Annotated in this window: 22 protein-coding genes; 12 read left to right on the top strand and 10 right to left on the bottom strand. The window is 71.4% G+C overall.

Translation table 11 applies throughout. The features are described from left to right. Positions 1-16: 16 nt before the first annotated feature. Together J3P30_RS03300 and J3P30_RS03295 are read right to left on the bottom strand one after the other, a co-directional pair. A complete protein-coding gene (locus J3P30_RS03300; RefSeq protein WP_210479505.1) occupies positions 17-814 on the bottom strand; it encodes a polysaccharide deacetylase family protein in 798 nt (265 codons plus the stop codon). 16 nt (positions 815-830) lie between these two features. After that, positions 831-1,124, bottom strand: a complete 294-nt coding sequence (locus J3P30_RS03295; RefSeq protein WP_210481853.1) for a DUF503 domain-containing protein — start codon at positions 1,122-1,124, stop codon at positions 831-833. 248 nt (positions 1,125-1,372) lie between these two features. On the opposite strand from J3P30_RS03295, the gene J3P30_RS03290 reads away from it, so the two are divergent. Together J3P30_RS03290 and J3P30_RS03285 are read left to right on the top strand one after the other, a co-directional pair. Continuing rightward, a complete protein-coding gene (locus tag J3P30_RS03290) occupies positions 1,373-3,088 on the top strand; it encodes a hypothetical protein (RefSeq protein ID WP_210479504.1) in 1,716 nt (571 codons plus the stop codon). A gap of 73 nt (positions 3,089-3,161) precedes the next feature. After that, positions 3,162-3,725: a mismatch-specific DNA-glycosylase gene (locus J3P30_RS03285; protein WP_210479503.1), complete on the top strand. Its 564-nt coding sequence runs from the start codon at positions 3,162-3,164 to the stop codon at positions 3,723-3,725. Between the two features lie 14 nt (positions 3,726-3,739). Here J3P30_RS03285 and J3P30_RS03280 read toward each other — a convergent pair whose 3' ends face one another. Continuing rightward, positions 3,740-5,521 carry a thiamine pyrophosphate-requiring protein gene (locus J3P30_RS03280; protein ID WP_210479502.1) on the bottom strand — a complete coding sequence of 594 codons (1,782 nt, stop codon included), beginning with the start codon at positions 5,519-5,521 and terminating at the stop codon, positions 3,740-3,742. Positions 5,522-5,655: 134 nt separating this feature from the next. On the opposite strand from J3P30_RS03280, the gene J3P30_RS03275 reads away from it, so the two are divergent. Further along, on the top strand, positions 5,656-7,011 hold the full coding sequence (locus tag J3P30_RS03275; protein WP_210479501.1) for a glucose-6-phosphate dehydrogenase: 1,356 nt from the start codon (positions 5,656-5,658) through the stop codon (positions 7,009-7,011). A gap of 3 nt (positions 7,012-7,014) precedes the next feature. Here J3P30_RS03275 and J3P30_RS03270 read toward each other — a convergent pair whose 3' ends face one another. From J3P30_RS03270 to J3P30_RS03260, 3 genes are all read right to left on the bottom strand, one after another. After that, positions 7,015-9,021 (bottom strand): glycoside hydrolase family 15 protein, encoded by a 2,007-nt coding sequence (locus J3P30_RS03270; RefSeq protein ID WP_307807386.1) that lies wholly within the window; start codon positions 9,019-9,021, stop codon positions 7,015-7,017. Positions 9,022-9,088: 67 nt separating this feature from the next. After that, positions 9,089-10,522, bottom strand: a complete 1,434-nt coding sequence (locus J3P30_RS03265) for a lipase maturation factor family protein (RefSeq protein ID WP_210479500.1) — start codon at positions 10,520-10,522, stop codon at positions 9,089-9,091. Positions 10,523-10,701: 179 nt separating this feature from the next. Then, complete coding sequence (locus tag J3P30_RS03260; RefSeq protein WP_210479499.1) at positions 10,702-10,881, bottom strand: DUF2795 domain-containing protein; 180 nt, start codon at positions 10,879-10,881, stop codon at positions 10,702-10,704. A gap of 122 nt (positions 10,882-11,003) precedes the next feature. On the opposite strand from J3P30_RS03260, the gene J3P30_RS03255 reads away from it, so the two are divergent. Further along, positions 11,004-11,165 carry a hypothetical protein gene (locus J3P30_RS03255; RefSeq protein WP_210479498.1) on the top strand — a complete coding sequence of 54 codons (162 nt, stop codon included), beginning with the start codon at positions 11,004-11,006 and terminating at the stop codon, positions 11,163-11,165. Positions 11,166-11,191: 26 nt separating this feature from the next. Here J3P30_RS03255 and J3P30_RS03250 read toward each other — a convergent pair whose 3' ends face one another. Beyond that, complete coding sequence (locus tag J3P30_RS03250) at positions 11,192-12,094, bottom strand: aldose 1-epimerase family protein (RefSeq protein ID WP_307807385.1); 903 nt, start codon at positions 12,092-12,094, stop codon at positions 11,192-11,194. 64 nt (positions 12,095-12,158) lie between these two features. On the opposite strand from J3P30_RS03250, the gene J3P30_RS03245 reads away from it, so the two are divergent. Beyond that, a complete protein-coding gene (locus tag J3P30_RS03245) occupies positions 12,159-12,569 on the top strand; it encodes a hypothetical protein (RefSeq protein WP_210479496.1) in 411 nt (136 codons plus the stop codon). Between the two features lie 119 nt (positions 12,570-12,688). After that, positions 12,689-13,477: a hypothetical protein gene (locus tag J3P30_RS03240; protein WP_210479495.1), complete on the top strand. Its 789-nt coding sequence runs from the start codon at positions 12,689-12,691 to the stop codon at positions 13,475-13,477. A 34-nt stretch (positions 13,478-13,511) separates the two neighbouring features. Here J3P30_RS03240 and J3P30_RS03235 read toward each other — a convergent pair whose 3' ends face one another. Continuing rightward, on the bottom strand, positions 13,512-14,396 hold the full coding sequence (locus J3P30_RS03235) for a DUF4349 domain-containing protein (RefSeq protein WP_210479494.1): 885 nt from the start codon (positions 14,394-14,396) through the stop codon (positions 13,512-13,514). Between the two features lie 132 nt (positions 14,397-14,528). On the opposite strand from J3P30_RS03235, the gene J3P30_RS03230 reads away from it, so the two are divergent. Both J3P30_RS03230 and J3P30_RS03225 read left to right on the top strand, forming a co-directional pair. Beyond that, positions 14,529-15,512 carry an aldo/keto reductase gene (locus J3P30_RS03230; protein WP_210479493.1) on the top strand — a complete coding sequence of 328 codons (984 nt, stop codon included), beginning with the start codon at positions 14,529-14,531 and terminating at the stop codon, positions 15,510-15,512. A gap of 91 nt (positions 15,513-15,603) precedes the next feature. Next, a complete protein-coding gene (locus J3P30_RS03225; protein ID WP_210479492.1) occupies positions 15,604-16,425 on the top strand; it encodes an SGNH/GDSL hydrolase family protein in 822 nt (273 codons plus the stop codon). A 23-nt stretch (positions 16,426-16,448) separates the two neighbouring features. Here J3P30_RS03225 and J3P30_RS03220 read toward each other — a convergent pair whose 3' ends face one another. Next, positions 16,449-17,279 (bottom strand): aldo/keto reductase, encoded by an 831-nt coding sequence (locus J3P30_RS03220; protein ID WP_210479491.1) that lies wholly within the window; start codon positions 17,277-17,279, stop codon positions 16,449-16,451. Between the two features lie 259 nt (positions 17,280-17,538). After that, entirely contained in the window at positions 17,539-18,747 is a 1,209-nt protein-coding gene (locus J3P30_RS03215) for an MFS transporter (protein WP_210479490.1), read from the bottom strand. 361 nt (positions 18,748-19,108) lie between these two features. Between J3P30_RS03215 and J3P30_RS03210 the strand changes: the two genes are divergently transcribed. The 4 genes from J3P30_RS03210 (at position 19,109) to J3P30_RS03195 (ending at position 24,991) form a co-directional block, all read left to right on the top strand. Next, the gene (locus tag J3P30_RS03210) at positions 19,109-21,613 is read left to right on the top strand and encodes a ribonucleoside-diphosphate reductase subunit alpha (protein WP_210479489.1); all 2,505 of its coding nucleotides are present in this window, start codon (positions 19,109-19,111) and stop codon (positions 21,611-21,613) included. Between the two features lie 154 nt (positions 21,614-21,767). Then, the gene (locus tag J3P30_RS03205) at positions 21,768-22,757 is read left to right on the top strand and encodes a ribonucleotide-diphosphate reductase subunit beta (protein WP_210479488.1); all 990 of its coding nucleotides are present in this window, start codon (positions 21,768-21,770) and stop codon (positions 22,755-22,757) included. A 178-nt stretch (positions 22,758-22,935) separates the two neighbouring features. Then, positions 22,936-24,465, top strand: a complete 1,530-nt coding sequence (locus J3P30_RS03200; protein WP_307807384.1) for an MDR family MFS transporter — start codon at positions 22,936-22,938, stop codon at positions 24,463-24,465. 4 nt (positions 24,466-24,469) lie between these two features. After that, positions 24,470-24,991, top strand: a complete 522-nt coding sequence (locus tag J3P30_RS03195; RefSeq protein WP_210479487.1) for a DUF1697 domain-containing protein — start codon at positions 24,470-24,472, stop codon at positions 24,989-24,991. The last annotated feature ends 31 nt before the right edge of the window (positions 24,992-25,022 follow it).

Genomic DNA, 25,022 nt, shown 5'->3' with positions numbered 1-25,022 from the left:
GCAGGTGTGCGCGCCGTCAGCCGGCCGCGAACCTCGCGTGCACGGCCCCGTAGCTCGTGATCTCCATCCCCAGGAAGCGGGCGTGGCCGAGGATGCGGTCCACGTGGGCCAGCTCCGGGTCGCAGCGGACGCTGCTCCAGTCGTGCGCGCAGATCGACAGGATCCGATCCGCCGCGGCCGCGTCGTCGAGGGCGTCCCGGAGGAGCGCGACGTACCCGTCGACGTCGTCCCAGCCGAGGACGTCCTCCCGGACGACGCAGTCGTGCCAGCCGTGGGTCGGCATCTCGAGGATCTCCGGGAACCCGTCCGCGGCGTACCAGTACGGCTGCGTCGCTGGAGCCGGCTGGTAGTCGCGCTCGTCCCTGCCGTCGGAGCGGACGTAGCGGATGCCGTTCGCGCGGAGGACCGCGAGCAGCTCCGGGTGCCCCTGCAGCCCGCGATGGTACGTGTACGGCGCGGTGAGGCCGCGGCACTCGACGCCGAGGTGCTCGCGCAGGAGCCGGTCGGTGCGCGCCAGCTCGTCGGCGATCCGCTCGGGTGCCGCCGCCCGATGCTCGCTGACCGTCCGCCCCGTGTCGACCCGCAGGGGCCGGAGCAGGCTGTGCGCGTACGTGTGCTGTCCCACGTCGGCGAGCGGGGACGCCGCCGCGCGCTGCAGCGCCTCCACGTTCCGCTCGAGCGTCTGACCGAGGAGGAACATCGTGAAGGGCGCCGCCCAGCGCTCGTGCACCTCGACGGCCCGCTCCAGGAAGGCCGCCGTCGTCCCGTCCGGCACGACGTACTCGACGTCGTAGCCGATGAGCAGCGTGGCCACCGGTGCTCCTGTCAGCTCAGTCGTCGGAGCTCAGGATGCGGGTCCGCGCCGAGAGCAGCTGCACCTCGGGCCGCTCGCCGACGAAGCGATCGAGCGCATCGAGGACCTCCCGCACGTGCCCGGGGTCCCCGGAGACGAGGGCCGCGCCCACCGTGCTCCGCCGGTGCAGGTCCTGGCTGCCGACCTCGGCAGCGGCCACGGAGAAGCGCCGGCCGAGTTCCGCGACAAGGGGACGGACGTACGCCCGCTTCTCCTTGAGAGAGTGGACGTCGCCGAGGAGCAGGTCGAACTCGATCCAGCCGATCCACATGCACCCAGCCTGCCACCGGGCGGCGAGGAGGGAGAGGGAGCGGAGCTGCCGCGGCGGCTCGACGCGTCGCACGGGTCCGCTGGTCGGTGACGACCACGTGACGGCGCCGTGACGAGCGCCCTGACAGGCTCCCGTCACGGCGTGCAGGGGACGCTCCGGGAGGGCTTCGGGGGCCATCACGCCGGTCCGCAACGCACGTCAGCGCGTCCCGCACCGGAAGGGACGCCTCACGAGGAGGGGGAGAACCCATGCCCGACGCCGCCGACCCGCGCCTGCCGATCGACCCGCTTCCGCCGTGGGCCCTCGAGGAGCGGCTGCTGCGCGAGAGCTTCCGCCGGGACCTCCTCCTCGAGCCCGGCCGCCTGTTCCCGTTCTTCCGCCCCTGCCGCAACCGCGTGCTCCTGGTCGCGGACGGCGGGCTGGACTTCTCCGAGGCCGACTTCGGCCTCAGCGTCTTCGTGCGGACCCTGCTGAACACACCCGGCCGCTACGTGCGGCACGAGATCACCCTCGCCCACATCTCCGACGTCGACGCCTCGCGGCTCCTGGCCGCAGAGCCGCGGATCGCGCGGCGCATCCCGGCGTTCCGCTTCGACGTCGGCGACCACTTCGCGCCCGACCGCTACGACTTCGTCATGCTCTTCGGCATCGCGACCGCCTTCGGCCCTCGCGGCACCGCAGCCGACGGCAGCGAGTACCCGGCGGACCGGCTCGCCGACACCGAGCTGCAGGCACTGACCGCCTACATGGACGGCGGAGGCGGGCTGTTCGCCACCGGGGACCACGGCGCACTGGGCCGCGCGCTCTCCGGCGCCGTGCCCAGAGTCCGCAACATGCGCCTCTGGAGCTCCACCTCGGCGCAGGAGGAGTTCGATGCGGTGTCGATGGGCGGTCCCCGCCGCAACGACACGAACCGCGGCGGGCTGTTCAACGACCAGTCCGACGACGTGCCGCAGGTCATCGCACCCAAGATGTACGCCGCCGGGCACTTCTTCCGCATCAGCTACCCCCACCCGCTGCTCTGCGGGCCGCGCGGGGTCATCCGTGTCATGCCGGACCACCCGCACGAGGGCGAGTGCGTCGAGCCCACCGACACCTCGCAGAACCTCCCCTCCGGCGGTCCCGAGTATCCGCCGGCCACCGACGGCGGTTCCCGGCCCCTGCCGGAGGTCATCTCGATGAGCACCGTCCCGTCGGGCAACAGAGGCGGCCTGCCCTCGGGGGATAAGAGGCCGACCCACGCCCAGATCTTCGGCGGGATCTGCGCCTACGACGGTCATCGCGCCGGAGTCGGCCGCGCGATCACCGACGCGACCTGGCACCACTTCGTCAACATCAACCTCGTCGGGATGGTGACTCCGGACGCGCCGGAGTTCGACAAGGGCTTCCTCGGCTCCCTCAGCGGGCTGTCGCACCTCGAGGACATCCGCGCCTACTTCCGCAACCTCGCCGTCTGGGGGACCAGGGCCGAGCGCATCCGCTGCATGAACACCCGGCTCGCGCTCGACATCGTCTTCGACGGGCATGTGCTCGAGGCGGTCCTCACCACCTCGCACGCCGACCTCGCCGAGCTGTCCCCGTTCGCTCTCAAGCTGGTCGGCGTGCACGCGCGGGACGCGCTCGGCCGCCGTGCCAGTCAGTGCCAGTCCTTCCGGCTCGTGCTCGACCTCGTCCTGCAGCGCGCGATCCCCGATCTCGTGCCCGACGTCGATCCCTGGCGTCCCGACCGGAAGGAGCGGCCGGAGACGACCTGGGTGGACGGCTCGGCCCTCGCCGACATCGCGCTCGGCGCCGCGCTCGTCGAGCTGCGCCGGCGCATCGGAGATCCGACGCCGGACCGGGCGGACATCGACGAGGACGAGGTGGCCGAGGTGATGGCGCGCGGCGCCGACCGGGGCGTCGAGCTGGCGCTGCGCACGCTGGAGGAGGAGCTGAGCGAGGTGCGCGACCGCTTCCGGAGGTAGGGCGCGCCTTCACGGTCGGAGGGCGGCAGCGGCGCTCAGCCGCCGCCACCCCCTGGTCCGCGAGGATGAGTGAGTGGCGATGACGCGCGAGCACCTCGAGTCCTTCCGCGACAAGGGAGTGCCCGACCTCGTGGATGCGCGGGTGCGGCTGCTCTTCGTAGGCATCAACCCGGGCCTCTGGACCGCGGCGACCGGCGGCCACTTCGGCCGCCCGGGCAACCGGTTCTACCCGGCGCTCGCCGCGGCGGGGATCACGGAGTACGTGATCGGTGCCTCCGAGGGCCTGAAGGCGGCCGACCGGGAGCATCTGCTCTCCCGTGGCGTGGGGATCACGAACCTCGTGAACCGGGCGACCGCGCGGGCGGACGAGCTCGGCGCCGAGGAGCTGCGCGGGGGAGCCGAGCGCCTCGCGCGCACCGTGGCCGAGTGGAGGCCCGCCGTGGTCGCGGTCGCCGGCATCACGGCCTACCGCCAGGCCTTCGCCCGGCCTCGGGCCCTCGCGGGGCGGCAGCCCGAGGACCTGCTGGGTGCCGAGCTGTGGGTCGTGCCGAACCCGAGCGGACTGAACGCGCACGCGACGCTCGCCTCGCTCGGCGAGGCCTACCGTGGGCCTGCTGTCGCCGCCGGCATCGTCTGAGGCGGTGTGCCCGCTCAACGCTCCTCGTGCGAGGCGTACTCGTCGAGGAGACGGCGTGCCCGGGCCGACGCGCCGCCCTCCTGCGCCAGGCCGGCGCGCATCTGCTCGAGCTTCTGCTTCCCGGCGGGGAACGGCGGCAGCAGCGGGACGTCCGGGTCGCTGAGCACCTCGAGGACGACCGGGCGATCCGCGGCGAGCGCCTCGTCCCAGGCGGCCCCGATCTCGTCCGGGGACTCGACGCGGAGGCCGCGCAGCCCCAGGAGGTCCGCGTACGCCGCGAAGGGGAACGCCGGCAGCGCCTGGGTCTCGGCGAACCGGGGCGAGCCTTCCATCTCGCGCTGCTCCCAGGTCACCTCGGCGAGGTCGCCGTTGTTCAGCACGAGGACGACGAACCGCGGATCCGCCCACTGCGGCCACATGCGGCTCACGGTGACGAGCTCGGCGATCCCGGTCATCTGCATGCCGCCGTCGCCGGCGAGGACCACGACCGGCCGCTCGGGGCGTGCGAGCTTCGCCGCGATGCCGTAGGGGAGGCCGCACCCCATCGAGGCGAGCGTCCCGGACACGTGCGCCGGAACGCCGGGCGGCAGCGTGAGCTGGCGCGCGTACCAGTAGACGACGCTGCCCACGTCGAGCGCGACCTGCGCGTCCCCGGGGAGGCGGCCGCTCAGCTCGCGCAGCACCAGCTCCGGGTTCACGGGGTCGGCCGGCACCTGGGCGCGCGTCGCGGCGATCCGTCCCCAGCGCTGCACCTCGTCCTCGACGTGCTCGCGCCAGCTCCGGTCCGTCCGGTGCTCGAGGCGGTCGAGCAGGGCGGGGAGCGTGACGGCCGCGTCGCCGACGAGGCCCACCTCGATGGGGTACCGGTTGCCGATGTTCCTGCCGTCGAGGTCGATCTGCACCGCGCGGGCCGCCCCCGGCGGCGGGTAGAACTCGGTCCAGGGGTCGTTGGAGCCCACGATGAGCAGGGTGTCGCACTCGCCGAGGAGGGCGGCGCTCGCCGTGGTGCCCAGGTGACCCATGGTGCCGGCGACATAGGGAAGGGTCTCGTCGACGTAGGGCTTGCCGAGGAGGCTGGTCGCGATGCCGGCGCCCAGCCGCTCGGCGACGTCGAGCACCTCCTGCTGGGCGCTCCGGGCTCCCTGCCCCACCAGGAGGGCGACCTTCCGCCCCGCGTTCAGCACCGCGGCCGCCCGGTCCAGGTCGTCGTCGGTCGGCCGGACGACGGGGACCGCGAACTCGGCGGCCGTGACGACGATGCCGTGCTCCTGCTCGAGCTCCGGAGCCGGCGCCTTCTGCACGTCGTGCGGCAGGATCACCACCGAGGGCGAGCGGGTCGCGAGCGCCGTGCGGAAGGCACGGTCGATCACGAGCGGCACCTGCTCGGGCGTGGTCACGAGCTGGCAGAACTCCGCCGCGACGTCCGCGAACAGCACGGGCAGGTCGACCTCCTGCATGTAGGCGGCGCCGAGGACGGTGCGGCTCTGCTGGCCGACGATCGCGACCACCGGGACGCCGTCCAGCTTCGCGTCGTAGAGGCCGTTGAGGAGGTGGATCGCGCCGGGCCCCTGGGTCGAGGTGACGACGCCCACGCTGCCGGTGTACTTGGCGTGGCCCACGGCCATGAACGCCGCGGTCTCCTCGTGGCGCGCCTGCACGAACGCGGGCCCGTCGTCCGCCCGCTGCAGCGCGGCGAGGAAGCCGTTGATGCCGTCCCCGCTGTACCCGAAGATCCGGTCGACGCCCCAGGCACCCAGCCGCTCGACGACGACGTCCGACACCGTGCGCTCGCTCATCCGATCGCCTCCCCGACCACGGTCGCAACTCCCGGGGCGCCCGGTAAGGCCTTGACTTACCATCGGGGCCGCCCGGCCGCCAGGGGAGGGACCCTTCCTGGCCGGAACAGCGGCCCGCGCCTACTCTCGGTCGCATGGCGTCACAGCGGGTCAGCGTGCTCATCCTCGGCGCGGGGGGCGACCTCACCAAGCGGCTGCTCCTCCCCGGTCTGGCGAGCCTGCTCAGCCGCTACGAGTACGACCTCCAGATCCTGGGCTCGAGCCTCGATCCCCGCACGGACGACGAGTGGCGGCAGCTGATCCGCGACAGCTTCGCGAAGGTCGAGGATCCGAGCCTCGCCGACCGGTACGTCCACGACGCGCGCTACATCACGGCGGACGTCACGAACGAGGACGAGCTGCGCACGCTCCTCGAGGCGTGCGACGCCACCCCGGTTCTCTACTTCGCCCTGCCGCCCGCGGTCTCCGCGAAGGTGTGCGCCGCGCTCCGCCGCGTCGACCTGCCGGAGGGCACCCGGCTCGCCCTCGAGAAGCCCTTCGGATCGGACCTGAAGAGCGCGAAGCAGCTGAACCGGCTCATCGGCCGCCTCGTCCCGGAGGAGCAGGTCTTCCGCATCGACCACTTCCTCGGGATGTCGATGGTGCTCAACATCCTGGGCCTGCGCTTCGCCAACCAGTTCCTCGAGCCGGTCTGGCACAGCGGCACCGTGGACCGGGTCGAGATCGTCTACGACGAGCTGCTGGGCCTCGAGGGCCGGGGCCGCTACTACGACAAGGCCGGCGCGCTCGCCGACATGATCCAGAGCCATCTGCTCGAGGTGCTCGCGCTCGTCGCGATGGAGCAGCCGCCGCAGCTCAACGAGGTCGAGCTGCGGTCGAACATCGCGCAGGTGCTGCGCAGCACGCGCGTCTGGAACGACGACCCGGTGAAGGCCGGCCGCCGCGCGCGCTACACCGCGGGCAAGGTGGGCGACCGGGAGATGCCGTCCTACGCCGACGAGCCGGGCGTCGACCCGGACCGGAAGACGGAGACCCTCGCGCAGGTCACCTTCGAGGTGGCTACCCCCCGCTGGCACGGAGTGCCCTTCGTCCTGCGCTCCGGCAAGGCGCTCGGCAAGTACGTCACGCAGGTGCGCGTGCAGATGAAGCCCGTCCCCGGGATGCCGGGCATGGGCGGTGCGCCGACGCCGGACAGCGTCATGCTCGACCTCAAGTCCGGCGAGGTCGAGCTGCGGCTGACGATGAACGGCAGCGACGACCCGTTCGAGGTCGAGCAGACGACGCTGCACGTGAAGAAGGGACCCGGCGAGCTGCTGCCGTACGGCCAGGTGCTCCGGGGCATCCTCGACGGCGACCCCCTGCTGTCCGTCCGCGGGGACATCGCCGAGGAGTGCTGGCGCATCGTCGAGCCCGTCGTCGACGTGTGGCGCGACGACCTCGTGCCGCTCGAGGAGTACCCGGCGGGGTCGCGCGGACCGGAGGGCTGGTAGCGCTCAGGCGCCGCCGCGGGCCTCGCTGACCTCGCCGGCGCCGACCGCTCCGTCGAGGTCGGCGCGGGACGCCTCCCGGGCCTGACTCGGCGTGGCCCCGAGGTCCTCGCCGGACTGCGGCTCCGGTCGCTCCGGCGAGGGGCCCGCGTCCTCCGGTGTCGCCTCCTCGGCGTGCTCGGCCTCCTCGGGCTCCGCCTCGCCCCGGACGAACGGGAGCTCGTCGACGTGCCCCCGCTCCGCGGCCGCGATGGCGTCGGCGGCACGCACGAGCGCCAGGTGGGACAGCGCCTGCGGCGTGTTGCCCATCTGCCGGCCGGTGGCCGGGTCGAACTCCTCGCTGAGGAGCCCGACGTCGTTGACGAGGGTCGTCAGCCGGTCCATGAGCTTGCGCGCATCGGCGACCCGCCCGGACGCCGCGTACTGCTCCGCGAGCCAGAACGAGCAGGTGAGGAACGGGTGCTCCTCGCCGGCCAGCCCGTCCACTCCCGTCTCCGTCCGGTACCGGAGCAGCAGCCCGTCGCGCATGAGCTCTCGCTCGATCGCCTCCACCGTGCCCAGCATCCGCGGATCGTCCGCCTCGATGAACCCGATCTGCGGCAGCTGGAGGAGGGCGGCGTCGAGTCCCGGACTGCCGTAGTGCTGCACGAAGGTGTTGCGCTCCTCGTCGAAGCCGTTCGCGTAGATCTCCTCGCGCACCTGGTCCGCGAGGCGCTCCCACTTCTCCGCGTCGCCCGGCAGGCCGAACTCACGGATGCCGCGGGCCCCGCGGTCGAACGCCGCCCACACCATCGCCCGGGAGTGGACGAAGTGCTTCTCCGGGCCCCGGATCTCCCAGATCCCCCGGTCCGGGTTCTGCCAGTTCTTCTCGAGGAAGTTCAGCAGCGCGAGCTGCAGCGGCCAGGACGCGCGGGTCTCGGCGAGCCCCATCTTCCGGGCGCCGTGGAGGGCGACCATGACCTCGCCGAAGATGTCCCACTGCCGCTGGGTGTAGGCGGCGTTGCCGATTCGGACCGGCTTCGCGCCGCCGTACCCGGAGAGGTGGGGAAGCTCGTGCTCGGGGAGCCGGCGCTCGCCGCCGATGCCGTACATGATCTGCACGTCGGCGGGATCCCCGGCGATGGCCCGGAGCAGCCAACCGCGCCACTCCTCGGCCTCCTGCTTGTAGTTGTGGGTCTGCAGGACCCCGATGGTGAGAGCCGCATCGCGCAGCCAGACGTACCGGTAGTCCCAGTTCCGGACCCCGCCGAGCTCCTCCGGGAGGCTGGTGGTCGCGGCCGCGACGATGCCGCCGGTGTCCTCGTGCGTGAGCGCCCGGAGCACGAGGAGGGAGCGCTGCACCTGGTCGTCGTACGGCGAGGGCGGGTTGCTGCGTCCCGCCCAGTCCTCCCACCAGGCCAGCGTCCGCTGGAGCTCCAGGTCGACGTTGATCGGCGTCGGCGGCTCGCGGAAGGACGGGTACCAGGTGAGGACCGAGTCCACCGTCTCGTTCTCGCCGACCTCGAACTCGGCGACGTGGCGGAGGCCGGACGCCTTGAGCCGGGGACCGCGCACGATGACCGCGTCGGGGCCGGCGGTCGCGAGCAGGGCGTTCCCGCCGCGGTCCGGAACCTGGCGCACCCACGGCACCGCCTCGCCGTAGTCGAAGCGGATGCGGATCCGCGAGTTCCACTTCACCCGGCCCCGCACGCCCTTCACGCGCCGCACGATGTTCGCCTTGCGGTCGTGCAGCGGCATGAACTCGAGGGTCTCCGCCTCCCCGCCGGCGGTCCTCCACACCGTCTTCAGCACGAACGTGCCCGGGAGGTAGCTGCGGGTCACCTCGAGCACCTCCTCCGCCGGCGCGAAGGTCCAGTGGCCCGCATCGTCGGTGTCGAGCAGCGCCGCGAACATCGCCGGTGAGTCGAAGCGCGGCATGCACATCCAGTCGATGCTTCCCGCGCGGGAGATGAGGGCGGCGGTGTGCAGATCGCCGATCATCGCGTAGTCCTCGATGGGGGCGCTCTCCGCCACAGCTCCTCCTTCGTCCGCAGATTCCGAGGCTATTCCCCGGGAGGCATCCACGGCACCCGTTGCGGTCTCAGCGGAAGTCCTCCAGCCGAACGGGGCGGACGACGATCCGGATCGGGGTGCGCACCCACCAGTCCCCGCTCTCGCGCTTCTCCTCACGGGTGGTGAACCGGTAGAGGTACATGCGGGCGCGGACCCAGCGGGGGCGCTCTCCGCCGAACGGGTCCTCCCGCATCAGCCTGAGCGTCGACCGATCCGCCTCCAGCAGCCGGCGGAGGAACGCGATGAACCAGCGGTCGTCGCCGCCGAGCGGGAGGAACCACATGAGCCAGTCGAGCCGCAGGTGGTAGGGGGCGAACTGCCGCGGCATCCGCTCGGGCTCGGTGGGCTTGCCCTTGAACTTGTACTCCCGCCAGTCGGCGTCCGCCGAGGGCAGCTCGTCGCGGGTGCCCTCGACCGCGATCTCGTAGCGGCGCCGGGTGACGCTCCCGAACGCGCCGTACGCGTTCACGAGATGCCAGCGGTTGAAGCTCGCGTTCATGAGCTGGCGGCGGGACAGCAGGTTGCGCGCCGGCCAGAAGCTGAGGACGACGAGGAGTGCGGTGGCCGCGAGCGTGATGACCAGCCAGTAGAGGGGGAGCGGATCCTCCTGCCCGAGGTCGGCGGGGATCGCGGGGACGAGCCAGTGCACGGCCGAGTCGCTCACCGCCGCGAACGCGAGCACGATCGTGATCCAGTTCAGCCACGCGAAGTTGCCGCTCAGCACCAGCCAGCCCTGGGTGAGGATCACGAGCGCGGCCGCCACCGTGGCGATCGGCTGGGGGAAGAAGAGGAGGAACGGGACGACGAGCTGCACGAAGTGGTTGCCGAGGACCTCGAGCCGGTGGATCGGCTTGGGCAGCAGGTGCGCGTACCGGCTGACCGGGTTCGGCATCGGCTGGGTCTCGTGGTGGTAGTAGAGCGCGGTGAGGTTGCGCCACTCCTCGCCGCCGCGCATCTTGATCATGCCGGCGCCGAACTCGAGCCGGAACACGAGCCAGACGAAGAGGATCATGATCGTCGTCGGCGGCGCCGTCTCGTTCGAGCCGAGGAAGGCGGCCGTGAACCCCGCCTCGAGCAGCAGCGACTCCCAGCCGAAGCCGTAGAAGGTCTGGCCGACGTTGACGATGGACAGGTAGAGCAGCCAGATCGCGAGGAACGCGAGCATGGGCACCCACGGCGGCCCGGCCTGCGGCACCCCGATCACGAGGAGCAGCGCGATGGCGGCTCCGGTCCACGCCACGGCGCGCAGCAGCGCGTCGGAGTAGCGCCAGCGGAAGAGGGTGGGCCCGACGCGCTTGCCCGCGAACGCGAGCAGCCGGGGGACCGGCAGGAACCCCTTCTCGCCGAGGAGCGCCGGGAACTGCGCGGCCGTCGAGAGGAACGCGATCACGTAGACGGCGGCGATGCCCCGCTGCAGCACCTGCCGAGCGAGCTCGGAGTCCGTCGCGGCGAGCCACTCCATGCGGTCACGCTAGGACCGGCCCCGCGCCCCCTCAACGGGCTTGCGGCCGGCGACCGGAACGTCCTCCCTGCCCGCACCCCTCGCTCAGCAGGTGGACTGCGCGCTCAGCAGGAGGGCGCGGCCCCGCCGCACCTGCTGGAGGGCCGGCCTTCCTGCTGAGCGAGAGCGCGGGGGTCAGGTCAGCTGAGGGCTTCGTTGACGTCGGTCGGGCGCTCGTAGCTCTTCTCGGGCAGCCCGCGCAGCGCTTCGAGCACGTCGTCCCCCGCGCCCTTCGACTCGGCGTGCTGGACGATCGCGTCCTTGTCGGCCGGGTACTCCATGCCTCCGAGCGCCTTCTGAATCTCGATCGGACTCACCATGGCGGCTCCTTCCGTCGGGGCGACGCTAGCCCGGGAACCGCACTCGCCGGTAGCCGTTGACGCCCGTCGCCGGCACGGGCGACACTTCCCCCGACGAAGCCGAGCATGCGGGAGGACGCGGGATGAGCGAGCGTGAGAGCGAGGACCGCGACCGGCCTCAGGTCCCCGAGGACCCGAAGGACTGGGACATCGACATCACCGAGAGCGAGGGACCGCTCCTCGAGCCCGGCGCCGACTTCGACACCGGAGCCGCGGGCGGCCAGAGGGACCGCGGGGACGACTGACCGCGCGCGGCCGGGCTGCGTCTCGCTCAGATCGCGGTGATCCGCCAGGAGGCGGTGAAGCTCTCGCCCGGCTCGAGCACGAGGAGGTCGCGGCCCGAGTTGAAGGCGTCCGGCGGGCACGTCATCGGCTCGACCGCGACACCGCGGCGCTTCAGCTCCGGCTCGGGGACGTCGCCCGTGAACACCTGCACCCACGGGTACTCCTGGCCCCAGCGCAGCGCGGTGCCCCGCCCGTCCGCCGCCGTGAGCCTCACCTCGGCGGAGCCGTCCGCCCACTCGATCCCGGTGAACGCGTTGTCGAGCTGGGTCGAGCCGATGGCGCGTGGGCTGCGGAAGTCGAGCTCTCCCGGGACGTCCACCTCGTCCAGCGGGGACAGCCGCTCGTCGACCTGAAGCAGTCGCGAGACCGGCAGCTGAAGAGTCCAGTCGTCCGCGGTGCCGGGGCCGGCGGAGAGGTACGGATGGGGCGCAGTGCCGTAGGGAGCGGCGGACGGGCCGGTGTTCACGGCCGTGGTCTCGCAGAGCAGGCCGTCTGCGCCGAGCCGGTAGGCGACCGACAGGGCGATGCGGTGCGGGTAGCCCTGCTGCGCGGGCACCGTCGCCTCCAGCGTCACGGAGTCCTCGGCCTGCTCGGTCGCCTGGAAGTCGAGCCAGGACGCGAGCCCGTGCAGGGCGTGGCCGCGGTCCGGCTCGGTGATCGCCACCTGCTGGTCCGTGTCCGCGAACCGGTACCGCCCGTTGACGATGCGGTTGGGCCACGGAGCGAGCGTCGCCCCGAGGAACCGCGGGCGCAGGGAGTCGGCCGGGAAGGACAGGACGAGGTCCCGCTCGCCGTGGCGGAGCGTGCGGAGGGTCGCGCCGACGCTCGCGATGTCGGCGCGGTAGTCGCCGGAGGCGAGGGAGAACTGGGTGCCGGAGAGGGGGGTCACCCTCCGATTCTGCCCGGTCGGATGCTCCGCCCCGCTCTCAGGACGAGATGCGCATAATGGCCGGGTGATCTCCCTGCCGCTCGCTCGTGCCCTCCGCACGGCGGGGCTGCGCTGGAAGCCCTCCTCCGGGGACCGCTTCAGCATCGACCGGCCGGAGGTGTCGGGGGACGTGTTCACGGTCAGCGAGATGACGGTGGAGGCGCACAGCTATCCGACCGGGACGATCCTCGGCTTCAACGGCACGACCGAGTGGGCGCTCGACTCGGTGGCGATCGAGGACGCGATCTGGCTCCCGCGCGAGGACCAGCTGCGCGAGCTGCTCGGCGCGACGTTCCGCTCGCTGTCGGCCGCCCCCGTCGGGTTCGAGGTCCGGATCCACTTCCGGGGCGAGGACCAGTCCTACGCGTCGGAGGATGCGTCGGACGCGTACGCCGAGGCGCTGCTCACCCTGGTGGCGGCCTCGGCCTCCTTCTGAGCGTCCCCTGAGAGGCTCTGGCGCGTCGCCTCCGCGGGAGCGCAGGATAGAGCGTCGCGATTCAGGGGTGGACGCGACACGCTGAGGGGGATCAGTTGGGTACGTCTGGCGCGCTTCGCGTGGCGTTGTCGCTTGCGCTCGTCACCGGGTTCTCGGCTCTCGGGGCGACGGCGGCCACGGTCGCTCCCGCATCCGCGGTGGAGCGGCTGTGCGAGTCGGTGCCCGAGGGGTGCCCTCCCATCGTCGCGGACCAGCTCCAGGACCTCGCCGATCCGGCGCAGCCGTCGACCCCGGGCACGGGGGAGAACGCGGTCGGCGGCGGCGGGGCCGGCGCGCCGCCCGTCGTCGCGGAGCCGCCCGCGCTCCCGGCGGCTCCTGTGCCCGTTCCGGCGCCCGCGCCGGTTCCGGCCGCCCCCGCGCCCGCCGCGCCGGCTCCGGTCGCGCCCCCGGCTCAGGCGGCCCCGCCCGCTGCCGCGGCCCCGGCCGCCGGGTCGGCGTCCAGCGGCGCCGCGGCGCGTGGCTCGGCCGGCTCCAGTTCCGGCGGAGACGTGTCCTCGAGTCCGGCGGGCGTGTCCTCCTCGTCCCCGGACGCCTCCGCCGCGGCGCCCGCCGCCGCCGCCGCCGCTCCAGCCGTGCCGGTCGCGCCTCAGGGGCCGATGCTCACGAACTTGGAGCAGCGGGCGGCGAACCGTGCGCTCGAGGAGGCCCGGGAGACCCTGCCGACCGCGGTCGAGCCCAACACGCGGCTCCTCGCCGGCAACGCCTCGTCGCGCGGGTCGCTGATCCCGTCCGCCGACGACTCGGGGCTGCTCGCCCTGATCGTCGGCATGAGCCTGGCGAGCCTCGGCTGCGCGGTCACCGCCGGCGCGCTGCGGCACCGCTCGCGGCCGCGGCACCTGGCCCGCTGACCGTTCCGGAGGCGGCCCCTCCGCCGATTGCCCGCTAGGCCTCCGGAGGCGGCCCCTCCGCCGTCGCCGGTGTCGCCGGCCGGCGTCCCCGGAGGCGCGAGCGCAGCAGCCGGATGATCCCGATCACCGCGAGCGCGAGCAGCGCCAGGAACGCGAGCCACGGCAGCGCCGCCCCGAACGCGATGACGGTCCAGCTGAGCGCCGCGACGAGCGCGGTGAAGCCGGCGACGACGGCGCTCCAGAAGTCCGTCGGCGCGGGAGTCGGGGCGTTCGCGGGCGTCGTGATGATGATCGTCAGCGTCGCGTACTCGATCTGGTCGGCGAGGTAGTCCCGCTCGGCGATGAGCGACTCGAGCTGCGCCTCGCGGTCGCTCAGCGCGGTCTCGATCGCGATCAGGTCCGCGGTCGTCGCCGCCGTCGTGATGAGCTGGCGGAGCCGATCGGTGGACGCCTGCAGGCTCCGGATGCGGGAGTCGAGGTCCGTCTTCTGCCGGGTGACATCCGCCGAGCTCGTGGACAGCGACTGCACCGTCGCGAGGCCCTCGAGCTCCTCGATCGTCTCGTCCAGCCGGTCGGAGGGGATCCGCGCGATCAGCTGCGCGCTCGCCTCCTGGTACTGGCTCTTCGGCTCCTTGACGAAGCCGTCCAGCCGTCCGCCGGCGCCCTCGACCAGGTCGCGCGCCCGGTCCGCGGACTCGAGCGGATCCGCCGCGACCATGCTCAGCGTGCCGGTGATGATCTCCTGCCGGCTCTCGCCGCGGTCGGAGTCCTCGCCCGTGGCGGGCTGTTCGGGTGCGACGACGCCGGGTCCCGAGACGCCGCCGCCGTCGGAGCCGCTGGAGCCGCCGAGCGGGCCGGTGCAGCCGGCGAGCGCGAGCACGAGCGCCGCCACGGCTGCGACGCGCAGGGGAGTCCTCATGGCGCACACACTAGGACCGCCCGCTCCCGCGCGGCAGGTGCCCTCGGGATCGTTACCGATCCGAGTCCGCCGCCTCCCGGAGCGGGTAGAAAGGGAGGAGCGGCGGGAGCTCGCCGCCCGGACGGAGGACACATGGAGACGCGCATTCTGGGCCGCAAGGGGCGTCCCGTGTCGGTGATCGGCCTCGGCACCTGGCAGCTCGGCGCGGACTGGGGCGACGTCGATCCCGCCGACGCCCGCGCCGTCCTGGAGGCCTCGCTCGAGGAGGGCGTCACCTTCTACGACACCGCCGATGTGTACGGCGACGGCCGCAGCGAGCGGTTCCTGCGCGAGTTCCTCGCGGCGCACCCCGACGCGGGCATCACCGTGGCCACGAAGATGGGCCGTCGTGTGCCGCAGGAGCCGGAGAACTACACGCTCGACAACTTCCGGCAGTGGACGGACCGGTCCCGCCGCAACCTGGGGGTGGACACCCTCGACCTGGTCCAGCTGCACTGCCCTCCCACGCCGGTGTACGAGTCCGACGCCGTGTTCGACGCCCTGGACACGCTCACCGAGGAGGGGGCGATCGCCGCCTACGGCGTCAGCGTCGAGGAGACCGGGCAGGCACTCACCGCCATCGCGCGCCCGAACGTGGCGAGCGTGCAGATCATCCTCAACGCCTTCCGCCTCAAGCCGCTCGACGAGGTCCTGCCCGCCGCGGCGGAGGCGGGCGTCGGCATCATCGCCCGCGTCCCCCTCGCGTCCGGTCTGCTCAGCGCGAAGTACACGGAGGACACGACGTTCGCGGAGAACGACCACCGCACCTACAACCGGCGGGGCGAGGCGTTCGACGTGGGGGAGACGTTCTCCGGGGTCGAGTTCGAGTCCGGGGTGGCCGCGTCGCGCGAGTTCGCTCAGCTGGTGCCGGAGGGCATGACCGCGGCGCAGGCGGCGCTGGCGTGGGTCGCCCAGCTGCCCGAGGTGAGCACCGTCATCCCGGGAGCCCGCAACCCCCGGCAGGCCCGGATGAACGCGGCCGCCGGTTCCCTGTCGGACCTCGGCGACGACTTCCGTCGTCGCGCCCGGGAGATCTACGACAGGTACTTCCGCGAGGCCGTCCACTCCCGCTGGTGAGGGCCTAGGGGGTCTCGCGTTCGGCATGCGGGGCCGGGAGGGGTCCAAGCGCCCTTCCCGGTATCCGCTGCCGGGGAGTACCTTGCGCGCCATGTTGACTCAGCGACGCGGCCGTCAGGGCCGCCTGGCCGGCATCGTCGCCGGCGTCCCCCTCGCGCTGGGACTCGTCGCGGCGGCCGCCTCTCCCGCGGTCGCCGCCCCGGAGCCCACCCTGTACGTCGCCATCGGCGACTCGTACACCGCCGGCCAGGGGTCGATCCCCTTCGACCCGGCCAACCTCCCGTGCAATCAGAGCCCGCTCGGCTACCCCAACCTGGTCGACGCCGTCGAGGGCGTCGAGCTGGTGGCCAACACGGCCTGTGCAGGCGCCACCACGGCGCAGGTGCTCGCGGTCCTCGCGACCGCGACGCCGGATCCCACCGTCGACCTCGTCACGCTGACGCTCGGGGGCAACGACCTCGGCTTCTCGGCCCTCGGGCCGGCGTGCTTCGGCCCGACCGCGGATCCCGCACTGTGCCAGGCCCTCCTCACCGTGACCAAGGAGGAGGCGGACGCCCTGACGGCCTCGCTCGTCGCGGTGTACACCGAGCTGCAGAGGGTCTTCCCGGAGGCCGACATCGTCGTGCTCGGCTACCCGAACCTCTTCAGCCCGGACGCCCACGGCGACGACTTCACGAGGGCGCTCCTCAAGGGCGGGGACGAGCTCAACAAGGCCGTGCGGAAGGCCGCACACGAGGCCGGCGTGATCTACGTCGACGTGCGGGACGAGTTCCGGCACCACGAGCTCGGCAGCGAGGACTCGTGGATCGGCGGCCCGACCGATCCGATCGGCTTCCTGCACCCGACCGCCGAGGGCTACCAGCTCGGCTACTTCCAGGCGCTCGTCAACGAGGGCGTCATCCCGGCCGCCTGAGGCTCGCGCGGGCCGCGGCCCCGTCAGTCCTGGGCGGGGTCGCGGCCGGTGCGGACACCGCTGTCGAGGGTCGCGATGGCGGCGAGGTCCTCGTCGTCGAGCGAGAAGTCGAACACGTCGAAGTTCTCCCGGATGCGGGACGCCGTCACCGACTTCGGGATCGCGACCACTCCGAGCTGCAGGTGCCAGCGCAGCACCACCTGCGCTCCGGTCCTGCCGTGCTTGGTTCCGATCCCCTCGAGGACCTCGTTGCCGAGCACCCGGCCGCGCGCGAGCGGGGACCACGCCTCGGTCACCACGCCGTGCTCCGCGTCGAACGCGCGCACCTCCGACTGGGGAAGCCAGGGGTGCAGCTCGACCTGGTTGACGGCGGGCGGCACGCTCCCCTCGTCGAGGATGCGCTGCAGGTGCGCCGTGGCGAAGTTCGAGACGCCGATCGAGCGGGCTCGCCCCTCCTCGCGGATCCGCTCGAGCGCGCGCCACGTCTCGGCGTACAGGTCCCGGCTGGGGACCGGCCAGTGGATCAGGTAGAGGTCGACGTAGTCGAGCCCGAGCCGGGCCATGCTCTCGTCGAACGCGCGGAGGGCGCGGTCGTAGCCCTGGTCGTCGTTCCACAGCTTCGTGGTCACGAACAGCTCGTCGCGCGGGACCTCGGCATCCCGGATCGCGCGTCCCACCCCGCGCTCGTTGCGGTACAGGGTCGCGGTGTCGACGTGGCGGTAGCCGACCCGGATCGCCTCCGCGATCGCCTGCTCGACCTCGTCGTCCGGGATCTTGTAGACGCCGAATCCGAGCTGCGGGATCGAGTGCCCGTCGTTGAGGGGCACGGAGGGGGCGAGCGCGTCCGAGGTCACGGTCCATTATCCGCAGGCCGATCGCGGTCGAGGCGGCGGTGGTTCGCGCGGATCAGGACGTCCGGTCGGCGGGAGACGGGTCGGTGCTGCTGCGCGGATCAGGACTTCCCGTGCGCCGGGCGGCGTTTCTTCCTGAACGGCGACGGGAACCCGCCGAGTGTCCTGATCCGCGCAGGATCTCCTGATCCGCGCAGGGCGTCAGCGGCTAGGGGGGGGCGGCCGCGAAAGGGGTCGGCCGCGCAACCGGTCGCCGGCCGCGTCAGCTGGGCTGGACGGGGATCGAGTCGGTGTCCGGCAGCGGGCTGGGGTCGCGGTGGCGCAGGTCGGGGTGCCAGCGCTTGCCCGCGACCGCGGCGAGGGTGGCCGCCGCCGCGAACGCGAAGCCGGTCCAGAACCCGCCGAGTGCTCCCTGCGCATCGATGAGGAAGCCCGCGACGCCCGAGCCGAGCGCGGCCCCGATCAGCTGGCCCGTGCCGATCCAGCCGTACGCCTCGGCCGTGTCGCTGAACTTCACGCTCGAGGACGTGATCGCGGACAGCACCGCGAGCGCCGGCGCGAGACCCAGGCCGGAGATCACCAGGGTCAGGGAGAGCCACCAGAAGTCGAGGATCGCGACCGCCGCAGCGAGCCCCACGGTCACGAGCAGCACGCGGCGCGCGAGCGCCCACGGGCCGATCGGGATGTGTCCGAACAGGAGCCCGCCCGCGAGCGAGCCGAGCGCCCAGATCGCGAGCACGATGCCCGCCTGCGGCCCCTCCTCGCCGAATGCGGCGACGACGGAGGCCTCGACGGCCGCGCACGAGGCGATGAGGAGGAACCCGACGATCGTCGCGAGGAGCACGGTGGGCTTCGCGAGGACCGCTCCGAGCCGCCGCTTGCTGCGGGGGATGCGCACCCGTCCCACCTCGGGCGAGGCGAGGAACCAGAGCCCGCCGCCCGTCATCATCACGACGGAGAGCAGGACGCCCTCGACGGTCCCGATCTGGGTCGACACGAACGTGACGAGCACCGGCCCGCCGATCCAGATCAGCTCCTGCGCCGACGCGTCGAGCGAGAACAGCGGGGTCAGCTGTCGCGAGTTCACCATCTTCGGGTAGATCGTCCGGACCGCCGGCTGGATGGGCGGGAAGGTGAGGCCCGCGACGAGCGCGACCGCCATCGACGCGGGGACCGGCTGCGGCACCAGCGCGATCTCCACGATCGCGAGGCTGCAGAGGACCACCGCCGACGCGATGACCGGGCGCATCCCGAACCGGCCCATGAGCCTGCTCGTGAGCGGTCCCGAGACCGCCTGCCCGACGCTCAGCGAGGCGAGGACGAGACCCGCCGCGCCGTACGACCCGGTGGTCCGCTCGATGTGCAGCAGGAAGCCCAGCGAGAGCATGCCGCTCGGGAATCGGGCCAGCAGCTGCGCCGAGATGATGCGAGCGACGCCCCTCGTTCTCAGCAGGCCGGCGTAACTACTCACAGGGCAAGAATCCTAGAGCCCAGGAAGTGTCAGGGGTGCGGCGTAGCGTGTGGATAAGTAGTCCTGGGTTGTGCACACTCTGTGCACGACACGCCGCCACATCTAGGGTTGCCGCCATGTTCAGAGCCCCATATATAGTGATTTTCGGTCGGCTCGCCGCACGGAATCCAGGTCTTCGGGTGGCTCTGGAATCCCAGGCGGACGACTGTACGGAATCGTTCTCCGGACCCCGGCCTTCGGGTGGCCCGGGGTCCGGAGACGTTCCGGTTGTTGCCCCGCCGGCAGTGCGGGGTTCTGGGGGGATGCGACCTCATACGAGGTCGCTCGTGGTCGTTCGTCGACCGGACAGTGGGAGGCAGTCGTGTCTATAACCGTCGTCAAGCGCAATGGGGACCGGGAGCCCTACGACGCCAACAAGATCAACCTCGCGATCGAGCACGCGAGTGCCGGCCTCGACGAGAACATCACCTGGGTCACCCAGATCGCGTCGGAGCTGGAGCTCACCCTCTTCGACGGGATCACCACCCAGCAGCTCGACGAGGCCGTCATCCAGGTGGCGCTGCAGAACGTCAAGGACGACCCTGCATTCGACACCGTGGCCGCGCGGCTGCTGCTCAAGACCATCTACAAGCGCGTGCTCGGCGACTACGAGACCGCCGCGGAGCTCAAGGCGCTGCACACGCTCAAGTTCCGCCCGTACATCGAGCGCGGCGTCGCGGAGGACCTCCTCGACGACCGTCTCGCGACGCTGTTCGACCTGGACCGCCTGGCCGAGGCGCTGGAGCCCGCGGGCGACGAGCTGCTCAAGTACATCGGCGTCGTCACGCTGAACAACCGGTACGGCATCAAGGCGCGCAACGGCGAGCCGCTCGAGGTGCCGCAGTACTTCTGGATGCGCATCGCCATGGGTCTCTCGCTCAACGAGCAGGACCCGACCTCCACCGCGATCGCGTTCTACCGCAAGATGTCGACGCTCGACTACCTCGCGGCGGGCTCGACGCTCGTCAACGCCGGCACCAAGTACCCGCAGCTGTCCAACTGCTTCGTCATGGAGATGCAGGACGACATCGAGCACATCGCGAAGACCACCCGCGATGTCATGTGGCTCACGAAGGGCACGGGCGGCATCGGCCTCTCTGTCACCAAGCTGCGCGCGCAGGGCTCGCCCATCCGGTCGAACAACACCACCTCGACCGGGCCGATCCCCTTCATGCACACGATCGACTCGATCCTGCGGGCGGTCAGCCGCGGCGGCAAGAAGTTCGGCGCCCTCTGCTTCTACATGGAGAACTGGCACCTCGACTTCCCCGAGTTCCTCGACCTCCGCCAGAACTCCGGCGACCCGTACCGCCGCACCCGCACCGCCAACACCGCCGTGTGGATCTCGGACGAGTTCATGAAGCGGGTCCAGAACGACGAGGACTGGTACCTCTTCGACCCGCTGGAGGTCGCCGACCTCAACGAGCTCTACGGCAAGGAGTTCTCGGCCCGCTACGCGCACTACATCGCGGAGGCCGAGGCCGGCAGGCTCCGGATGTTCAAGCGCATCAAGGCGCGCGAGCAGTTCAAGGCGATCCTCATCGCCCTCCAGACCACGAGCCACCCCTGGCTCACCTGGAAGGACACGATCAACAACCGCGCCCTCAACAACAACACGGGCACGATCCACCTCTCCAACCTCTGCACCGAGATCTGCCTCCCGCAGGACCGCGACAACGTCTCCGTCTGCAACCTGGCGTCGATCAACCTGTCCCGGCACCTCGTCGAGGTCGACGGCAAGCTCGCCTTCGACTGGGCGCAGATGGAGGAGAGCGCCCGCCTCGCGGTGCGGCAGCTCGACAACCTCATCGACATCACGCTCTCGAGCGTCGACGAGGCGGACTTCTCGAACCAGCAGAACCGCGCGATCGGCCTCGGCGTGATGGGATTCACCGACGTCGTCGAGAAGCTCGGCTTCTCGTACGAGAGCGAGGAGGCCTACGACCTGATCGACGAGATCATGGAGCACGTCTCCTACGCGGCGATCGACGAGTCGGCCGACCTCGCGCAGAGCCGGGGCGCGTACCAGAACTTCCAGGGCTCGCGCTGGTCCCAGGGAATGGTGCCGCTCGACTCGATCGCGCTCACGGAGGCCGACCGCGGGGTCCCCGTCAAGGTGACCCGCAAGACCCGGCTCGACTGGGATGCGCTCCGCGCCAAGGTCAAGGGCGGGATGCGCAACGCGACGCTCATGGCGATCGCGCCCACCGCGTCAATCGGCCTCGTCGCCGGCACCACCCCCGGCCTCGACCCGCAGTTCTCGCAGATCTTCAGCCGCGCGACCTCGTCCGGCAAGTTCCTCGAGGTGAACCGCAACCTGGTCGCCGACCTGCAGAAGCTCGGCCTCTGGGAGCGCGTCCGCGAGTCGATCCTGCGCAGCCAGGGCGACATCCAGAACATCGCGGAGATCCCGGACAGCGTGAAGGCCGCGTACAAGACGAGCTTCCAGCTCTCGCCGTACGCCTTCCTCGAGGTCGCGGCCCGCGCTCAGAAGTGGATCGACCAGGCCATCAGCCGCAACATGTACCTCGAGACGCGCGACCTCGGCGACATGATGGACATCTACTACGCGGCGTGGGAGCGGGGCGTCAAGACGACGTACTACCTGCACATGAAGCCGCGGCACACCGCCGAGCAGTCGACGGTGCGCGTCAACAAGGCGGAGACCATCACCGAGGGCACGAAGCGCGGCTTCGGCGCCGCCCAGCCGGTCACGCCGGAGAAGGCGTCCGCGGTGTCGGCGGTGCCCGAGGCCGAGCCCGCCGTCCCGGCTCCCGCCCGCCGCGGCTTCGGCTTCGGCGGTCTCGCTCCCAAGGCGGACTCGTGAGCGCCCGCGACTTCGGGGGCGACGGGGTGTCCACGGCCACCGGATCGATCTACATCGTGCCGATGGACCCGATGGACCTCCTCCAGTGCGACTCCTGCCAATAATCGCCGTCACCAGGGAATCCACGGCCACGGCCCAGCGTTAGGAACAACATATGAGCATCCTCGGCACCGGCATCCAGGAGGGGCTTCTCCTGAAGCCCGTTCGGTACAAGTGGGCGATGGACCTGTACGAGCAGGCCGTGGCGAACACGTGGTTCCCGAACGAGATCCAGCTCGGTGAGGACATCGCCGACTTCAAGCGCATGACGGACGAGGAGCGCCACGCGATCACGTTCCTCATGTCCTACTTCAACCCGAGCGAGCTGCTGGTCAACAAGGCCCTCGCGTTCGGCGTGTACCCCTACATCAACGCTCCCGAGGCGCACCTCTACCTCGCGAAGCAGATGTGGGAGGAGGCGAACCACTGCATGTCGTTCGAGTACGTCCTCGAGACGTTCCCGATCGACCGGGACGAGGCCTACAACTCCCACATCGACGTGCCGTCGATGGCCCGCAAGGAGGAGTTCGAGGTCAGCTTCATCAAGCGGATGACCGAGCAGCAGCTCGACATCACGACGACGGCCGGCAAGAAGGACTTCATCCGGAACCTCGTCGCGTACAACATCATCCTCGAGGGGATCTGGTTCTACTCGGGCTTCATGGTCGCGCTCTCGTTCCGCCAGCGGAACCTGCTGCGCAACTTCGGCTCGCTCGTCGACTGGATCGTGCGCGACGAGAGCCTCCACCTGAAGTTCGGCATCAACCTGATCCTCACCGTGCTCGACGAGAACCCCGACCTGCAGACCGCGGAGTTCGCCGCCGAGATCAAGAAGATGATCACGGACGCCGTCGAGATGGAGGAGCAGTACAACCGCGACCTCCTGCCGAACGGCATCCTCGGCCTCAACGCGAACTACATCAACCAGTACGTCAAGTACCTGGCCGACCGCCGGCTCGAGGAGCTCGGCTTCGAGCCGGAGTACAACGTGTCCAACCCCGCGAAGTGGATGGCGACCGCGAACGACACGCTGCAGCTGGTGAACTTCTTCGAGTCGACCAACACCTCGTACGAGGTCAACGCGCAGGCCACCGCGCGTTCCTGAACCGCCCGTCGGCCGGGGCTCGAATCCGATTCGCCCCGGCCGGCGTGGGCATGCGCGCTGACCTCGGCATAAAGAGAGGGCGTCACGTGTTGGCGCCCTCTGTACTGTTTTTCCTCCAGGGGCAGCAAGCGCGTCCCGAATCCAAGGCGCAAGCTCGAGCGACCACCGGAGCCGCCCTGTGAGCCGAACCGACACCGACCAGCCCGAGACCGACGACTACCCGAGCACCGCCGCGCGCGACGTGGTCTCCGCCAGCACGGGGGGCATCCCCGTCGTCCGCGCGCCGCACAAGCTCGCGCGACACCACCGCAACGTGATCCTCGTGCTGATGGTGTCCGCGTTCACGGTCATCCTCAACGAGACCGTGATGGGCGTCGCGCTGCCCGTCCTCCAGGAGGATCTCGGCGTCGCCCCGTCGATCGGGCAGTGGCTGACGACCGCCTACATGCTCACGATGGCCGTCGTCATCCCGATCACGGGCTTCCTGATCGAGCGGATCCCGACGAAGGCGCTGTTCATCAGCGCCATGTCGCTGTTCAGCGTCGGCACCGCGGTCGCCGCGATCGCGCCCGTCTTCGAGGTGCTGCTCGCCGCGCGGGTCGTGCAGGCGTCCGGAACCGCGATCATGATGCCGCTTCTCATGACCACGGTCATGAACCTCGTGCCCGTCGCGCGCCGCGGCGCGATGATGGGCAACATCTCGGTCGTGATCGCCGTGGCGCCGGCTCTCGGTCCGACCGTGTCCGGCTTCGTGATCGAGCACTTCGGCTGGCGCTGGATCTTCGGCATCGTGCTGCCCATCGCGATCGCGACGCTCGCGATCGGCGCCAAGTGGGTCGTCTCCGTCTCGGAGACGACGCGCGCCAAGGTCGACGTCCTGTCGATCCCTCTCGCCGTGCTCGGCTTCGGCGGCCTCGTCTACGGCCTGGCGAGCATCGGCGAGTCGGCCGAGGGCGGCGCGGCGATCCCCGTCTGGATCCTGTTCACGGCGGGCGGCGTGTTCCTCGCGCTGTTCCTCCTGCGCCAGATCCTCCTGCAGCGCCACGAGCGGGCGCTCCTCGACCTGCGCGTGTTCACCTCGCCGATCTTCACGATCGCGATGGTATCGATGGTCATCGCGACCGCCACGATGTTCGGGGCGTTCATCCTCCTGCCGTTCTTCGCGCAGCGTGCCCTCCTGCTGGACCCGCTCGCGACCGGCCTGATCACGCTCCCCGGCGGACTGCTCATGGGCATCGCGAGCCCCTTCATCGGCCGGATCTACGACCGGCACGGGCCCCGCTTCCTGCTCATTCCCGGCACGCTCCTGATCAGCGGCGCGATGTGGCTCCTCACCACGGTGAACGAGTCCACGTCGATCTGGACCCTGGTGCTCACCAACATCGGGCTGAGCGTCGGCCTGTCGGCCACCTTCACCCCGCTCATGACGTCCGGACTGGGCTCGGTCCAGCGCAGGCTCTACTCGCACGGGAGCGCCGTGCTCGGCACGTTCCAGCAGGTGGCCGCGGCGGCCGGCACGGCGCTGTTCATCACCGTGATGGCGGTGGGGGCGTCGGCGGCCGGGAGCGACACCATGGAGGTGGCGGGAACCGTCGCCGGCACGCACGCCGCGTTCCTGGTCGGGGCGATCATGTCGCTCGGGCTGATCGTCGCCGTCCTGTTCGTGCGCAAGCCGGACAACGCCGTCTCGGGGCCCGTCGGCCACTGAGCTGATGCGTCAGGTCGCGCTGCTCCGCGGGATCAACGTCGGCGGCCGCAACAAGGTCCCGATGGCGGAGCTGCGCGCCGTGGTCGAGAAGGCCGGGATGACGAACGTGCGGACCGTGCTCGCGAGCGGCAACGTCGTGTTCGACGCGGAAACCGACCCCGCGGAGTCCGCCGGCGTGCTCGAGCGGGCGGTCGGGGAGGCGTTCGGCTACGACGCCGCGATCCACGTCGTGCCGCTCGAGACGGTCCGCGCGGCGGTCGAGGGATACCCGTTCCCCCGGTCGCCGGAGCGGCACGCGTACGCGGTGTTCGTCACGGACCCGGCGACGCTGCGGACGCTCGCCGCAGCGGCGCCGGAGGACTCGGACCTCGAGCGGGTCCGGCCGGCCGACGGGCTCCTCTACTGGGAGGTCGAGAAGGGCAGCACGCTGTCCAGCCCCTTCGGCACGCTGACAGGCAGGAAGCACGCCGGGATCGTGACGACCCGCAACCTCCAGACGCTCGAGAAGGTCCTCGCCGCCGGCTGAACCGCGCTCGCCCCGGCGGATGCAGCCTCGC

The sequence above is a fragment of the Naasia sp. SYSU D00948 genome (assembly GCF_017916515.1).
GTDB lineage: Bacteria > Actinomycetota > Actinomycetes > Actinomycetales > Microbacteriaceae > Naasia.
The sequence above is the reverse complement of the archived record's forward strand: the minus strand, read 5'-3'. Positions and strand labels throughout refer to the sequence as shown.

What these genes read in the sequence shown, in the direction of transcription:
- J3P30_RS03295 (WP_210481853.1), bottom strand. Translation starts at nt 1,124, where the DNA reads ATGTGGATCGGCTGGATCGAGTTCGACCTGCTCCTCGGCGACGTCCAC.
- J3P30_RS03290 (WP_210479504.1), top strand. Translation starts at nt 1,373, where the DNA reads ATGCCCGACGCCGCCGACCCGCGCCTGCCGATCGACCCGCTTCCGCCG.
- J3P30_RS03280 (WP_210479502.1), bottom strand. Translation starts at nt 5,521, where the DNA reads ATGAGCGAGCGCACGGTGTCGGACGTCGTCGTCGAGCGGCTGGGTGCC.
- J3P30_RS03275 (WP_210479501.1), top strand. Translation starts at nt 5,656, where the DNA reads ATGGCGTCACAGCGGGTCAGCGTGCTCATCCTCGGCGCGGGGGGCGAC.
- J3P30_RS03265 (WP_210479500.1), bottom strand. Translation starts at nt 10,522, where the DNA reads ATGGAGTGGCTCGCCGCGACGGACTCCGAGCTCGCTCGGCAGGTGCTG.
- J3P30_RS03260 (WP_210479499.1), bottom strand. Translation starts at nt 10,881, where the DNA reads ATGGTGAGTCCGATCGAGATTCAGAAGGCGCTCGGAGGCATGGAGTAC.
- J3P30_RS03255 (WP_210479498.1), top strand. Translation starts at nt 11,004, where the DNA reads ATGAGCGAGCGTGAGAGCGAGGACCGCGACCGGCCTCAGGTCCCCGAG.
- J3P30_RS03235 (WP_210479494.1), bottom strand. Translation starts at nt 14,396, where the DNA reads ATGAGGACTCCCCTGCGCGTCGCAGCCGTGGCGGCGCTCGTGCTCGCG.
- J3P30_RS03230 (WP_210479493.1), top strand. Translation starts at nt 14,529, where the DNA reads ATGGAGACGCGCATTCTGGGCCGCAAGGGGCGTCCCGTGTCGGTGATC.
- J3P30_RS03225 (WP_210479492.1), top strand. Translation starts at nt 15,604, where the DNA reads ATGTTGACTCAGCGACGCGGCCGTCAGGGCCGCCTGGCCGGCATCGTC.
- J3P30_RS03205 (WP_210479488.1), top strand. Translation starts at nt 21,768, where the DNA reads ATGAGCATCCTCGGCACCGGCATCCAGGAGGGGCTTCTCCTGAAGCCC.
- J3P30_RS03195 (WP_210479487.1), top strand. Translation starts at nt 24,470, where the DNA reads ATGCGTCAGGTCGCGCTGCTCCGCGGGATCAACGTCGGCGGCCGCAAC.